We start from the raw sequence: 15586 nt of genomic DNA on the forward strand, positions 1-15586 counted from the left end.
GGGCTGGTTATTGTTTGCTCACCATAACCTGTTATTATCCAATTATCGTCTATCAAACCATCGTCTATCAGCAGACCTAAATATGAAAACGTTTAACCTTTTGTTGTATGCGACAATACTATGGTTTTATGGGACCACCGCGCAGGCCCAGCAGGCTTTGTATCAGCCCTTGCCAGCTGAGGTTACCCCGCAGCTAAGCGCATCCGGGTCCCATCCTGTAGGCGTCAAAACTATAACCGTGGTATCAAGGCAGCACCCGCAATTATTGTCAGCAAAGACCACATCGCGTTTACTGACCCTTGAAATCTGGTATCCGGCCATAGAGAAAGGCGAACGCGCTGTGTATGAGAATGTGACCCGCAGTCACAATGAGTTTCGAATTGAAGGACAGGCGAGCCGGGACACGGCAATTGCCAAAGGTCAGTATCCACTGGTAATTTTGTCGCACGGCTATACGGGCTATCGGCATCTGATGTTTTATCTGGGGGAGCATCTGGCCAGTCATGGCTATATTGTAGCAGCGGTTGATCATACCGATTCCACCAATCAGGAAATCGACTTTGCCCGCGCGCCCTATGCCGGTTTTCCGTCGACCTTGTACAACCGCGCTCGTGACCAGCAATTTACGCTGGATGCAATGGCCAACCATGAGTTCTTTGTTGCTTATCTTGCCAAAGGCAAAGCGGGCCTGGTGGGGTATTCGATGGGCGGGTACGGATTGCTCAGTACCCTGGGCGGGTGCTTCAACTTCTCCGCCGAAGCCGCGGGTCGCTTTACCGGAATTCAGGATCCAGCTCGGGCTGCTACGGTGGCAACACGTCTGAATACCTGCGCTGCCGGTCAGAATGCCGAAGCAAAGCCGGATAAACGCTGGGCCGCCGGGGTGGCGCTTGCCCCCTGGGGCGGACAGGATAAGGTTGTCAGTAAGTCTTCACTAAATAGCATCACAACACCTGTTTTGTATGTAGCCGGAGACCAGGATGATATCTCCGGATATGATGGAATTCGATGGTTATTTCACCATACCGGCAGTGCCGGTAGCCAGTTACTGACCATTCACAATGCCCGTCATAATATTGCTGGCCACCCGGCGCCGGCCAATGCGCGAAGCAATGAAATGGATATCGGTCATTATTATGAGCCCGCGTGGGATACCCAAACGCTTAACAACATAACCAAACATTTTGTGCTGGCGATGATGAATTGTCATATCAAAGAGCAGCCGCAGGATTGCCAAATGCTGGAGGTGGCGGGCAATAGTAATCAGACATCCCAAAATGATAAGACCCCGAGCCCTGGACGGGTTTTGATAACCGCTACTCAGTAGGCATGAGCATGGAGCACAAATAACGCCGGAGCCGGATAAAGCACCGCTGGCAGTAAAAACCAGCGGTGGGATCTTCCTGAGGCCGTCATTGCCTTATGGGCACCCAGGGTGATGGTTAAAAGTTTGTCTATTTACCCGTAAGATGAAATATCAGACTGGTTTGCGGAAATAATACGGGTAACTGCATACCTATCTGCATCAGTGCCTGCCCACTAAATTGTTGTTTCTCCACCGCTTGCAAAACAGACTCAGAATATTCATCTAATTTTTGCGGCCACACTCGGCTCAGGGTGTAGGTTAACTCCGGATTGAGTCCGGTAAAATAGAATCGACCCGGGGTAGTGCGAGGCGTTTCTTTTATGCTGTTATAAGCAAACAGGGCTTGTTGCTTATCTTTAGCCACATAGCCAAAGCAGATACTGAGGCCGTCCGGGTCCAGGCGATACAGCTCAGCACTATGAAGTAAGTCGCGAAATTGCTTGTACAGGGCAATGGCCTCTTTAATAACAGACTGTTCGTGGGCAGTCAGTTCCCGCGGATCCATCTCAATGCCCATATGTCCAAATATTGCGACGGCGCACCGTAACTCGGCGCTAAGCGTGCGGCCGGTAATATGGCAATCCCGTGGGCCTACATGGGCCCCCATAACGTCGTTAGGGAAAAAGAACGAAAAGCCGCGCTGGATCGCAAGCCGGTCGAGGGCGTCATTGGAGTCTGAGGTCCAGAAACGATCGGTGTGCTGTAATATACCCAGATCCACCCGGCCACCACCGGAACAGCAGCTTTCAATTTCAAGCTGAGGGTGAGCGTGTCGAATGGCGCCTATCAACTTATACAACGCCCGGGTCTGGGCCACCATGGCCGGGCGTCCGGACAGATTTCCCGGATGATTGACATCACGGTTCATATCCCATTTTATGTAGCTTATCTGCGGATAGCGCTGCAACAGGGCGTCGATGGCCTTGTACAAATATTCCACGACTTCCGGGTTGGTCAGATCAAGGACATACTGGTTACGAAACGGGACCTGGGGGTTGTTCGCTGTTTGCAACACCCATTCCGGATGAGCACGGTACAAATCTGAATCAGGGTTGACCATCTCGGGTTCAAACCAGATACCAAACTCCATCCCCAGATTTGTCACATGACCAATGAGCTCATCCAGACCTTCAGGATAAATGGCTTCATCTACCTGCCAGTCACCCAGCCCTGCGTTATCGCCCCGGCGGCCTTTGAACCAGCCATCATCCAGTACAAACCGCTCTACACCCAGCGTCGCCACAGTATCGGCAAGTTCGCATAGCGTCTCGGTACTGTGATTAAAATAAATGCCTTCCCAGGTATTGTAGTGTACCGGCCGGGGCTTGTTACGCATCGCATCGCGAAGCACCCGGGTTCTGATGTACTCATGAAACTGTTGAGAGAGGCCGGAAAAACCCTGGTCCGAATAGCCACAGTACAACACCGGCGAGTAATAGGATTGCTGTGGTTCCAGTACTACCTCGCCTGGAAACAGCAGTTCGCCAAATTGCACATACCGGCGTCCGTCGGCCATCATTTCGGCGCGTAGCTTGTGGTTGGCCGAAGCCCCCAGATGGAACCCATAGCATTCGCCGCTGTTTTCACGGGTGGGCTCGCTAAAGGCCAGTAAACCCGGAAAGGTATCGTGAGAGGTTTTGCCACGACGGTTTTCCCGCACATAGCTGCCCATAAACAGAGCATGATCCTGAGTCTGAAATTCATTTGACCAGCGACCTTCAAAGGCCCGGATCGTATCAACATGGGCAGGCAGCTCTAAGGTGGCTGCATTCAGATAATTCAGGTTTACCGGCGTTGATGCAATGTTTTTCAGACTACTGGAGAAGGTACAAATACTGGTGTGGGTGTCCAGGCTTATCTGTAAGGTCAGATACAGCTGGCGACGGGTATCTTTCAGCTCAAAGCGAACCTGTAGCTCATCTGCTTCGACATGGGCCAGCGAAAAGCCTGCTGCCCATTCATCTGCCAGACCAAAGACCTCCAAGCCAGGGGCGCCGGTAAAACCTTCACCATGAGTCGGCACTAACGATACCGGCGATTCAATAGCCGGGGCGCATTTTGCTTCTTGGCGGGTGCCCAACAATTTTAACATCTGTGGGGTTGTCGAGGACGGTAATGGTTTGCCGTAATAAAGCAGCGATGGCGTCTGACGGCTACAGTCAAAAACCAAACAGGTGTACGGGTTTTGCAATGTGATAAATTTCGCAAAGTCAGTCATATCAGCCTTATGTATAGGTTTGAGCGTGCGAAAACCCGCAGCGCCTGTTATGGTTAACAAACATTTCACTCCTATGTGTAAAGTAGAAGGGTAAACGTTTTACTTTTTGTTATCATAACCTGATTTTTTGTTACTTTAAACCTGTATGTACGCCGGAGAAACCATGCTAGGAATTTGTTATTACCCTGAACACTGGCCTGAATTGCAATGGGCCAGTGATGCTCAGGAAATGCGCGAGCTGGGGCTGACCTATGTCCGTATTGCCGAGTTCGCCTGGTCACGTCTTGAAGCCGAACCCGGGCAATATACATTTGACTGGCTGGACCGGGCCATTGATACCCTGGCAGACGCGGGCTAAAGGTGGTCATGTGCACACCAACTGCTACGCCTCCCAAATGGTTGATAGAAGCTTACCCAGAAGCGCTCGCAGTTGATGTTAACACCGGCCATACCCGCGGGTTTGGTTCGCGTCGGCATTATGATTTCTCCAGTAGCGATTATCACCGTGAGGCAATGCGTATTAGCGAAGTACTGGCCAAGCGTTATGGAGAACATCCGGCGGTGGTGGGCTGGCAAACCGACAATGAACTGGCCTGTCACGATACGACGCCAAGCGCCTCGGCGAGTGCGGTCAAAGCCTTTCAGCAGTGGTGTAAAGCCCGTTATCAAACCATCGAAAAGTTAAATGAAGATTGGGGCAATGTGTTCTGGTCGATGGAATACCCCTCGTTTGACAGCATTGGCGCCCCTTATTTTGCGGTTACCGAAACCAATCCGGCCCATCAGCTGGCATTTCGACGCTTTAGCTCTGATCAGGTGATTGCATTTCATGATGATATGGTGGCTATCATCCGCCAGCATGCCCCGGGGCGTTTTGTTACGCATAACTTTATACCCATGGCAGACACCCAGACCGATAATTATGCGCTGGCCCGGGATCTGGATTTTGCTGCCTACGACAATTACCCGCTAGGCCGCACGGACTTATTTTTTGCAGACGCGGACACCACACAATTTAAGCGCTATATGCGAACCGGTCATCCTGATTTTTCCAGCTATTATTTTGATCAGACCCGGGGTTATGCCAGAAAAATTTCTGGGTAATGGAACAGCAGCCTGGGCCGGTAAACTGGGCGGTTCATAATCCGCGCCCGGCGCCGGGTATGATAGCGTTATGGTCGTGGGTCGCCTTTGGCCATGGTGCTGATACAGTATGTTATTTTCGCTGGCGGCAGGCGCCGTTTGCCCAGGAACAAATGCATGCGGGGTTAAAGCGTACTGATAACTCGCCGTCAGCCGCTTATGCACAAGTTCAGCAGGTTAAAGCCGAACTGGACAAACTCAATATTAAGGCTGACGACCCACTGCATTATGAGGTGGCTATTGTCAGTAGCACTACGAATCAGTGGGTCACCGAAATAGAACAGCAGGGACAAAGCTATCAGCATCAGCAGGTAGAATTTGAGTATTACCACGCATTAAGAATGCTGGGTCTTAATGTTGCATTTGTGTCGCCGGAGGCCTCGTTAGCCGACTATGCGCTGGTGGTGGTGCCCACCATGCCGGTGATCAGCGATGCTTTTATTGAAAACTGCAAACAGACCACCGCAACCCTTGTCTTCGGCCCGCGCAGTGGCAGTAAAACCGATGAATTTCAGACCCCGTCGAACCTTGCACCGGGTAAGCTACAGCAACTGATACCGGTGCAGGTGTTGTCGGTGGAAACTCTGCGTGGCGATATCAGTGAAACCTTGCACTATGAAGGCGAAACCTTTCACAGCAATCGTTGGCGCGAAGAGCTAGGTGCCAGTGACAGTACCAAGGTACTGGCCACCTATCATGACCACTCGCCGGCAGTAGTGCAGGCTGGCAACCGCGTTTATGTAGGTACACTGGGATGCGCCGACTTTACCCGTGCACTGCTTGAAATGCTGGCTAAGGCCGCTGGCCTGACTACCTTCACATTGCCTGAAGATGTGCGGACCGTGGCCCGGGGCGAATATCGACTGTTGTTTAATTATAGCGCCGACGCGGTGCGGGTAGATGGTTTTGAAGACCGTGAGTTTGTGATCGGCAGTAATGAGTTGCCTGGCTATAGCTACGCAGTTATGAAGAGAGGCTAGCCTGATGACTTGCATTTTGCCGGAATAAGAAACCGGTTCCGGCAAAATGCCTTGTTGGCCTGAAACTGTACTCACCTAAGACTGTACTTACCTAAAATTGTACTCACCAAAAACTGTTCTCACCTAAAGCGATAGGGGCCATGATGGTAGTAAATTTGAAGGTAAGACTACGGTCAGTTGGTAGTGCTACCCTGACAGATAGCTATCCCCGAGCGTACATCTCGTACCGCTGATGTTGTCAAAAATTCGCAGTAAAATAGTAAGAAAAATGGGCCGGCGGCTCTGAAGATAGAGCCGCCCGAGGCTTTTTACTGATAAAAACAAACTCTGATAATGACACTTAAACCAGGTTAATCGGCAACACCGGGTGACGATACCACTTCTTCGTCCGCGTCAATGGCTAGCGAGAATTGCGCTTTCTGCCCAAATAACATTCGATTCACGGTTAGCGCAAATACAATGCAGGCAATAAGTGTAATAAACATCAAATGGATATAGTGCAAACCAAAGGGGCATAAAGCGGTGAGAACTTAAATGCCATTGAGGCATACAGGGTTACCCCAAAGATCACAGCTGCAATAGCAGCATTCGCATGAACATTTCTGAACAAAATACCGACGATAAACACTGATAGGATCGGCATACTTAACAGTCCGTACAGTTCCTGTATAAGGTTGATAATACTTTCCGCCTGCTGATAAACCGGAATGAGCGCAAGCGCGAGGAAACACAGCACTACAGTGACAAACCCACTTAACACAGGAACATTAGGGGCTTTATTTATGTAAGCCTCGTGAATATCACACACGTATAAGGCGGTGGCCGAGTTAAGGTTACTATTGAATGTTGTTAACACTGCCGCTGCCATCGCCGCCGCAAAAATCCCTGATAGCCAGTCCGGCAGCAACTGGGCAACGATCATGCCGTAAGCACTGTCACCGACATCACCAAACAGTTTGTACGAAACGATTCCTGGAATAACAATGATTGAGGGCACAATTAACAACCGGATCCCGGCTGCTGCGAACACGCCTTTTTGTGCCTCTTTTAAAGACGGCGCGGCCATGGCACGCTGGGTGATAACCTGGTTTGTGCCCCAGTAAAACATCTGTATAAATATCATACCGGTCAACAGGGTATGCCATGGAATGGGGGATTGGTCGTCGCCAATAAGGGTTAATCGTTCTGCCGGAATACCATCAAAATTAAAATCGATAGCCTGAAGCGCTAAAATTACCACAATAATTGCCATGGTCAGCAGCAGTACCCCTGAATAAGTATCTGACACCGCGACCGCTCTAAGGCCTCCGAAAATGGCGTATAGCGCTCCAACAATGATGAACATAACCGAAATGTACATGATCGGCATTTCAACATTGAACATAGATTTCATAAACAAAGCGCCAGAATAAATGACAGCGGGGCAAAAAATAAGGGCGCTGCCCAGAAAGAACAACGCGCTGATTACGGCTCTGATATGTTTGTTGTGATAACGCTGTTCCAGCAACTGAGTGGTGGTAGTGCACTTGAAGCGATAATAGACAGGCAAAAAAACCTTTGCTAATACAAACAATCCCACGACGGCCGAAAATTCCCACAAAGCCAGCAGTGCCATCTGGTTGCCGTTCATGCCTACCAGTTGGTCAGTACTTAAGTTGGTTAAGGTAATACTGCCTGCCACAAAGTACCAGGCCAGGCCGCCGCCTGCCAAAAAGTATTCACGATTCTGATTGTTAGCATTGCGGTTGTGGCCCCGGCAGCTTAAGTACGTTAAGAAGCCGATAAGGGCGGTTACGAAAACAAAAACAGACACCTGAATAGTGCTGGACGACATTGAGATGCTCCTTAGGTGATAAATTACTGCTTGTTAGTTTCGAGCTTAATGTTACTAACAGCACGATTCGGGAATTTTTGGTTATGTAAGCGAATCAGACGATTGACCTGAAACACAGAACCGAGAATATTGAATAATGCGGCCAGCGTATTGTTGGTGTTTAACATTTTTAAATCATCTGCAGACAAAGCGTGTAAAGCGTGTTCATCAACACCGTACAATCCACCTATTCTTTGGCGACTGCCATCGGTAAAGAGCAGTACAAGATCTACCGGTCTGAAAAGGCCTAGGTTCGCCATTTCGTGCAACAAATCCGTGGTTTGAGTCATCGCCGTTACCCTTTCGGTCAACAGCTTTTTCTTATTGTTCAGATACACAGTGGCGCGGCCAGAGGACAAATACAGAGCCTCGCCCTGGCTTTTTGACAGCGCCGGACAATGGCAATCTATCAGCATGTCGGCTTCACTTGCCGACCCCTGTCTTTGCAGAATAAATGGCAAAGTCTGAAGACTTAACGGCGTGTATTGCGCCAGCCACTGATTATTGTGAAAAAAAACATTCTCGGCGGGGCCAGCCCGCACAATGCCGACACTGCCCACTGTGAACTGTCTGAGATCTTACTGATAAAAAGAGGAAAATCAGCCGCTGCCTGCACGACTTCCTTTAATTCAATGTTGACCATATGGCGTTCAGCAAAAAGAGCCGTGCGCTGCTCCTCGTCAATTCGAAAATCACTATGTTTAGCGGGGTCAAGGCGTTGATAATCTGCCATTATGTCTGTTCCGTTAGCTTGCCAGCCACTGCGAAATATAATCGCGGTGATTAGGCAGGTCATTTAATTTTTGTTGTGTTATCAACTGATTTTGTCTGATAAGTGAGTGCGCTACAGACGTCTGAGTGTATCGATGTGACTGCAGTGAGAAGTCTGGTGAGAAGCCCATACCGTAAAGAACATATTGATAGCTGGCGGCAGGAAAAAGCTCAACAGAGGCTGAAAAGTCTGAAATCTGGGGGCCCCGGTATTGCCAGATGGCTAAATCTTCTTTAAGGCTTTCCGGCAGGGTACTTTCGGCTCTGATAGCTTGCCAGTAAGGTTCGCTGCGCTGACTAAAAATATAATGTAACTTTAAAAAGTCGATAATACGCTGCCATCGGTATTGCATCTGTTGATTAAACCGCTGGCCGATAATTGTCATGGCAGATTTGGGCGCCGGCATCTGCTCAGCAATATAGCGGGCTGAAATTTCGATTAACATCAGGGCCGTGGCTTCAAGTGGTTCGACAAAGCCTGCCGCTAATCCCACCCCACACAATTTCCTTTCCAGGCCGTTTTTCGGTAGCCGGAGTCAAACTTGATCACCTTTGGAGAAAGGTTATCAGCGGCCGAACCAACATAATCTCTTAGTACAGATTCAGCTTCGTCATCGGACATAAAGTCAGTGGAGTAGACATGTCCTACACCTCGGCGCGAGGTTAAACCAATATCCCATATCCAGCCGGCTGATTGTGCGGTGGCCTGCGTGTAGGGTTTGATTTCATAGTCGCCCTGATAAGGAACCTGCAACGCAAGTGCGGCATTATTAAACAACACATCATTGGTCCGGGTTAACGACGACCCTAATGCTTCACCAAGTAATCGTGCCCGAAAGCCGGAACAATCCACAAATAAATCAGCACTGATGGCGGTGTCATCATCCAATATCAAATCGCAAATCTGGGTATCGCTGAGCACATTTACCGCTTTAACTGTGGCCACTTTATGAGTGACGCCAAGATGCTCTAGGCAATATTCTTTTAAAAGCTCCGCAAACGCACCGGCATCCAGATGATAGGCATAGTTAGACTGGGCGCTGCTGTATTCATCTTCACTTAACGAGCGGGGGGCAAGATTTTGCTCACAAATATGTTGTTGAAAATTACCTGAGTTAGCAAAGTCGGTAATATTATCCAGGTAAGGGGCAAGCTCAATCCGTCCGTAGCCTAATGGCACAGTGAAAGGGTGATAGTAAGTATCGCCGTTTGCTGAAACCCAGTTTACGAACTTCCCGCCTTGTTTAAATGCAGCATTGCAGCGTCTGAAGACTTCTTTTTCAGATAGCCCGATATCATGTAACGTATTGCGCATCGTCGGCCAGGTGCCTTCGCCCACACCTACGGTTGGTATAGCATCAGACTCGATCAGCGTGATGTCTATCCCGCACTCGCCTTTGCCTATTCGATGTTTGGCCGCCACTATGGCTGCGGTAAGCCAGCCCGCGGTACCACCGCCTACGATTACAATGCGTTGTTTCGCCGATGCCTGTTCGGTATGTATCATAAACCCGGTTCATCTATTATTTTAAAAGTTGACTACATTTATGCATAGATTCAACAAGATGCCTATTAAAGCTATGCATAAATGGCAGGTATGAGCCTGCCATCAAATTACTAATCATCAGCGCCTGTCAAAATGTACCGCGCAAGCCAACTGAGTAACGCGAGCCGTTATCTTCAATGGAGTAGACCTGGTCGGCAAAGCGGCCAACCTGTCTGAGCTCTTCATCGGTTACATTAATACCTTCAACAAATACTGACAGATTCTCATTAATGTCGTAACTGGCGCTCATATCCCACTGACCATAGGTTTCGGTGGTTACCGGTTCTGCGGTAGCGCCGCCCACGGAGGTATTATCCAAAGCAAACAGGAATGCTTCGCGGTTGTTAAACGCCACCCGGGCCTGAAATGCATCGCGTTCGTAAAAAACGATTAGGTTTTGAGAGTCGCCTAATCCTTCCAACGCGAAAGCCTGACTGGTATCGCCAGAGACTTCAGCATCGCTATTGACCACAGTGGCATTAGCGGTAATACCAAAGCCATTGTCCCAGATATGCGTTAATGCGACTTCAAAACCGTTCACGGTCGCCGTTTCACCATTTTGTGGACGCGAAACCGTATACACTTCGCTTTCGCCGTTTAACTCTTCAGTACTGGCGACCACATCGGTATCCGGATTTTGCGGATCTAATGATACGTCGGTAGCACACGCCGCATCAGTACAGCGATAGCCGTTATCCGCACTGCGGGCACTCAAAGAGTAAGTTTCTTCACCAGAAAGCGTAACAATGAAGTTCTCGACTTCTTTGTTAAATACAGCGAACGAGAAAACCGACACGTCACTGTAGTACCACTCAAAAGACAAATCCCAGTTTTCAGCCTGGAAGGGTTCTAATCCGGGATTACCGCCGCTGGCCTGCAGGTTCTGGCGGCGCGGCTCACCAAAGGTGGTGGCCGGGGACATTTGTGACATGGTAGGACGGGTGATTGAATCGTAGCGTGAAAAACGCAGAATCATGTCATCTTTAAGCTCAAGTTTGACATTTACACTTGGCAGCAAATTACTGTAGGAGGTTGAGCCCGTAATATCTTGTTCGGGCCCAAACTGGTTAGCGAACAGAGTTAAATCTGAGGTAGGCACAATATCGGATACGAAAGCCTGGACCGCGGCAACTTCGACATCGGTTTCTTCGTATCTTGCTCCCACGTTCATCGTCAGCGGCATATCACCGATGTCATAGCCAAACTCAAACTGAGCATACAAGGCGGTAACATCTTCGTTTACGGTATAATGATTCGGCTGAAGCGTGGGGACGACCGGAAAACCTTCTGAAGCCAGATAATCCAGGTACGCGTCGCCATCATAGGTATACCAGGTGTCGATCAGGCCATCAAAATAGTTGTTGGCGGTGAAAGGACGAATGTTCAGCGTATCTACCGGCGCAGCTTCGTTATATCCACAAAAGCCACACTGGGAAGCAAAAAGCTGGTAACTGTACTTTTCACGCTCAGAGTAAAGAATGCCGAAATCGGCTTTTCGAAAGACAATTGAATCAGACAGGTAGGTGAAATCAGCCTTATACTCGGTGATTTCGTCTTCTGACGCCCGTGGGTTACCTAGCTCGTTGTAATGCAGACGGTTTAACGATACATCAGGTAACTCGCCATCATTAAAACCATCATGTAATACGGTGGGTGTCTCACCAGAGCCATCAAATTCGTAATTATTTATAATGCCGATAACATTAAAGCGGGCATCACCCGCGATATCATTTTCAGCGGTGGAGTGGGAAACATCGAATTTTGCTACCAGCGCCTCGTTTATTTGCCAATCAATGTTCAGTCCGAACCCGTTATTGGTCACTTCACGAATATTGCGGGTACTTGATACAAAATCTGATGCCGGGTTACCGCTACCCTGATGCAAATCGATTTCCTGGGTGAACTGGGTGGCAGTATTGGTATCAGGATTGATAGTGGCAGAGCCTACGCGATCGGGCTCAAACCAGGAGGCTAAGTCGGTCACCTGCGAGTCAACTTCAAACTTAGAAACAAACCCATCAAGGGTAATCGTCACCTCATCCGATGGCGCATACTGAGCAACCAAAGAGGCATTGGTTCGTGTTCTTTCCTGCTGGTCAACGATCTGGTCCCAGTTACGGGGGAAGTAAACATTGTCAGCAATAACGCCATCGTTGCGATTTGAAAGAGTCAGACCTGGACGCCAGCCAGCGGTCTGGATCCTGTTGATTTGTACATCACGTTCCTGATGCGATACCGCAAGTAACAACCCAAGCTTATCGTCAGCAAAAGTATTACTGGCTAAAAAAGAAGCCTGGGGAGAGGTTTCTTCAGACAAGCTTTCATACACGCCTTTTACGGTTCCTACCAACTGCAAACCATCATAATCGAAGGGGCGTGCGGTGGTTATGTTAATGGTAGAGCCAATCCCGCCTGACTGCATACTGGCCACACCGCTTTTAAAAATATTTGCACCAGTGATTTGGTCGGCTGCCAGCACGTCGAAATTAAATGCCCGGCCGTCTGAATCCGTAGCTATTTGTCTGCCATTAACCAGTACCGTATTAAACTGAGGTCCAAAGCCTCGAACCGTAACCTGTTGTCCTTCGCCACCGCTGCGGTCGATTGAAACGCCGGTGATACGTTGCAGCGACTCTGCTACGTTCAGGTCCGGAAACTTACCTAAATCCTCTGCAGCAATGCCATCAGAAACCGCCAGGGCTTCCTTCTTATTCGTCATGGCCTGCTTCAGGCTGCTTACGATACCTCTTACTTCGATAACTTCGACGTCCGCATTTGCATCTGCGGGACCAGATTGGGCTTCCTGGGCAAACGAAATGGGCGAGTGAAGGGCAGAGGCGACAGCGATACCCAGGAGCGTACGCTTTGTTGCGGGTACGAGTTTGAATGTGTGCTTATGATTTGTCACGGTATTCTCTCCATATGGATTTATTAACCTAACGACTCCCTTAATCATTTTAGTAGGGAGGGAAATCGTCAGCGCGTTAACATTGCCTTCGTTTACCAGCAAACCGCCTATACAACCCGGGGCGATAGATATTTTTTGAGGGCAAACCAGGTTAAGAAAGGTGAAACGTTTTCCTAACTGAAAATTATCCTATCATAAAAAAAATATAATGTGACAGACTTGTAAAGTTTTTTTACATAAAAAGCGCAGTGTAAACTGCGCTTCAGGAAATATCAGACACGGCGTGGTGAAAAACGGAGGGCTTAACTACAGCGAATTCGGGTCACCGCTTCTTGCCAGCCTGCGTATGCGGTGTCGCGCTGTGCTTTGGTGAGACGCGGCTCAAATACGCTGTCGCATTGCCAGCATTGAGTCAGAGTATCCAGGTCGGTAAAGATCCCCTGTTGTAAGCCAGCCAGAAAAGCGGCCCCGACGGCGGTGGTTTCTGTGACCGCAGGGCGTTTTACTTCAGCGCCCAAAATGTCGGCTAAAAAGCCCATTACCCAGTCATTGTTGGCCATCCCCCCATCCACCCGCAGTGAGACCGGGCGCGCGCCATCACTTTCCATGGCTTTTTGTAAATCTTTGGTTTGGTAACAAACCGACTGTAACCCCGCCGCCACAATTTCATTAATGCCGGTATCACGGGTTAAGCCTAACATAGCGCCGCGGGCATCTGGATCCCAGTACGGTGCGCCTAAGCCGGTAAAGGCGGGCACCAGATAGACACCATTGTCTTCGCGAGCCCGGGCTGCCAAGGCTTCGGTTTCGGCCGCATTGTCGATAAGCTTTAAACCGTCCCGCAGCCATTGCACGGTCGCGCCGGCCATAAAGATGCTGCCTTCCAGCGCATAAGTTGTGTGGCCGTTAAGCCGATAACCAACGGTGGTCAGCAGGCGGTTTTTAGACACCAGGGGGGTATCTCCGGTGTTTAAAATCATAAAACACCCGGTGCCATACGTGCTCTTTGCCATGCCTTTTTCAAAACAGGCCTGGCCGATAAGCGCCGCTTGCTGATCACCGGCCACCCCGCTGATGGGTATACGTTTTCCTGTCAGCTCCGCAGAAGTATTTCCGAAGTCGGCGGCACAATCCATAACCTCTGGTAGCATCGCGGCTGGAATATCAAAGGCTTTAAGCAGTTCTGTATCCCACTGCTGAGTGTGAATATTAAATAGCATAGTACGCGAGGCGTTGGTGGCATCGGTTTTATGTGATGCGCCGTCCGTCAGTTTCCAGATTAAATAGGTATCTACCGTCCCGAAAAGTAACTCACCGGCTTCAGCCCGCGCCCGGGCTCCTTCAACATTATTCAGAATCCAGTTGAGCTTAGTGGCCGAAAAGTAAGGGTCCAGCAATAAGCCGGTATTGTCGGTAATATAATTCACCAGCTGTTCATTCTGGCTCAATTCCCGACAGTAGGGCGCAGTGCGGCGGTCCTGCCAGACAATAGCCGGGTACACAGTCGCTCCGGTATGTTTATCCCATACCAGTGTGGTTTCGCGCTGATTGGTGATGCCCAGCGCAGCAATATCACCGGCATCGATTTGCGACTTTTGCAACACGTCACGTAATGTGTGGGTTACGCTGTTCCAGATATCGTCAGGCTGATGTTCCACCCAGCCATCTTTGGGGTAATGCTGCGTAAATTCTTGCTGAGACATGGCAATAATAGAACCGTCATCGGCAAAAACAATACTGCGGGAACTGGTGGTCCCCTGGTCGATAGCCAGTAAATGCTGGGTCAAAATATCACTCCTTAGCACGCTTTTTTAATGAGTTTGCATTATTCACAGACAATTAACAATGGTTGTTTTCGATAACGAACATAGTTGCAACATATCGGCATAGGCGCAGTGAGTTTTAAACCGTATACTGAAGGTAGAAAAGTCAGGAGTAGTTATGAATCAGACCCAGCGCCACGAAAAGATTGTCGGTTTATTGAAGCAGCATGGTTTTATGTCGATTGACGATCTGGTCACAGCATGTGCGGTAACCCCACAAACCATTCGCCGCGATCTGAATCAGATGGCCGAGGCCAATGTCCTTAGTCGTTACCATGGCGGCGCCGGTTTGAACCGGAGCTGGGAAAACACCCCGTATCAGCAGCGTAAAGCACAAAACGAAGGGGTTAAAAACCGTATTGCCAAAGCGGTGGCGCAGATGATCCCCGATGGAGCCTCATTGTTTATTAACATTGGCACCACCACCGAACTGATTGCTCAGCATTTACTGAATCACAAAAATCTACATGTGGTCACCAATAATATTCATGTGGCCACACTGCTTTCCTCGAAAGAAGACTTTTCGGTAATCATCGCGGCCGGTGAGGTACGCTATCGAGATGGCGGGATTATCGGCGAGGCCACCTGTGATTTTATCAGTCAGTTCCGGATGGACTACGGCATTATAGGTATCAGCGGGATTTCGGCAGATGGCGCGCTGCTGGACTTTGATTTTCGGGAAGTAAAGGTGTCTCAGGCGATTATCCAAAATACCGAAACCACCATTCTGGCTGCGGATTACAGCAAATTTGAGCGGCGCGCGATGGTGGAGCAGGGGCATTTATCTCAGGTTGATTTTCTGGTGTGTGATCAAAGACCTCCGGATCAGATCATGACCATCATTGACGAGCATGAGATTGGCTTTATTGAGGCCTGATAAGCAATATAAAACCTCAATATGCATTTTCGTTTGTTTTCGATAATGTTCGTTTTGTGTTGACTTGCGCGGTCAATACCG

At 49.3% G+C, this 15586-nt stretch carries 6 protein-coding genes and 4 pseudogenes; 4 read left to right on the forward strand and 6 right to left on the reverse strand.

Annotated elements, in window-relative coordinates:
* Positions 1 to 82 precede the first annotated feature (82 nt).
* Positions 83 to 1327 carry an alpha/beta hydrolase family protein gene (locus tag IT774_RS06080; RefSeq protein WP_232365141.1) on the forward strand — a complete coding sequence of 415 codons (1245 nt, stop codon included), beginning with the start codon at positions 83 to 85 and terminating at the stop codon, positions 1325 to 1327.
* 127 nt (positions 1328 to 1454) lie between these two features.
* Here IT774_RS06080 and IT774_RS06085 read toward each other — a convergent pair whose 3' ends face one another.
* Entirely contained in the window at positions 1455 to 3584 is a 2130-nt protein-coding gene (locus IT774_RS06085; protein ID WP_195811786.1) for an alpha-galactosidase, read from the reverse strand.
* A gap of 229 nt (positions 3585 to 3813) precedes the next feature.
* Between IT774_RS06085 and IT774_RS06095 the strand changes: the two are divergent.
* Together IT774_RS06095 and IT774_RS06100 are read left to right on the forward strand one after the other, a co-directional pair.
* Positions 3814 to 4688, forward strand: a pseudogene (locus IT774_RS06095) (beta-galactosidase).
* Complete coding sequence (locus IT774_RS06100) at positions 4688 to 5707, forward strand: beta-galactosidase (RefSeq protein ID WP_195811789.1); 1020 nt, start codon at positions 4688 to 4690, stop codon at positions 5705 to 5707. Before IT774_RS06095 ends, IT774_RS06100 begins: the two are co-directional and overlap by 1 nt.
* 350 nt (positions 5708 to 6057) lie before the next feature.
* Here the strand turns inward: IT774_RS06100 and IT774_RS06105 are convergent.
* The 5 genes and pseudogenes from IT774_RS06105 to glpK form a co-directional block, all read right to left on the reverse strand.
* Positions 6058 to 7541, reverse strand: a pseudogene (locus IT774_RS06105) (SLC5 family protein).
* A 23-nt stretch (positions 7542 to 7564) separates the two neighbouring features.
* A pseudogene (locus IT774_RS06110) lies at positions 7565 to 8376 on the reverse strand (SapC family protein).
* Positions 8327 to 9858 (reverse strand): annotated as a pseudogene (locus IT774_RS06120) (tryptophan halogenase family protein). Before IT774_RS06120 ends, IT774_RS06110 begins: the two co-directional pseudogenes overlap by 50 nt.
* Before the next feature lie 127 nt (positions 9859 to 9985).
* Positions 9986 to 12853 (reverse strand): TonB-dependent receptor, encoded by a 2868-nt coding sequence (locus IT774_RS06125; protein WP_195812222.1) that lies wholly within the window; start codon positions 12851 to 12853, stop codon positions 9986 to 9988.
* Positions 12854 to 13107: 254 nt separating this feature from the next.
* Entirely contained in the window at positions 13108 to 14592 is a 1485-nt protein-coding gene (gene glpK / locus IT774_RS06130; protein ID WP_195811792.1) for a glycerol kinase GlpK, read from the reverse strand.
* A gap of 154 nt (positions 14593 to 14746) precedes the next feature.
* Between glpK and IT774_RS06135 the strand changes: the two genes are divergently transcribed.
* The gene (locus tag IT774_RS06135) at positions 14747 to 15505 is read left to right on the forward strand and encodes a DeoR/GlpR family transcriptional regulator (protein WP_195811793.1); all 759 of its coding nucleotides are present in this window, start codon (positions 14747 to 14749) and stop codon (positions 15503 to 15505) included.
* Positions 15506 to 15586 lie beyond the last annotated feature (81 nt).

Origin of the sequence: Salinimonas marina (assembly GCF_015644725.1) — a bacterium.
GTDB lineage: Bacteria > Pseudomonadota > Gammaproteobacteria > Enterobacterales > Alteromonadaceae > Alteromonas.

Bases quoted from the DNA above. Each gene is read 5' to 3' on its own strand.
- IT774_RS06085 (WP_195811786.1), bottom strand. From the start codon at position 3,584: ATGACTGACTTTGCGAAATTTATCACATTGCAAAACCCGTACACCTGT.
- IT774_RS06125 (WP_195812222.1), bottom strand. From the start codon at position 12,853: ATGATTAAGGGAGTCGTTAGGTTAATAAATCCATATGGAGAGAATACC.
- IT774_RS06135 (WP_195811793.1), top strand. From the start codon at position 14,747: ATGAATCAGACCCAGCGCCACGAAAAGATTGTCGGTTTATTGAAGCAG.
- IT774_RS06100 (WP_195811789.1), top strand. From the start codon at position 4,688: ATGGAACAGCAGCCTGGGCCGGTAAACTGGGCGGTTCATAATCCGCGC.
- IT774_RS06080 (WP_232365141.1), top strand. From the start codon at position 83: ATGAAAACGTTTAACCTTTTGTTGTATGCGACAATACTATGGTTTTAT.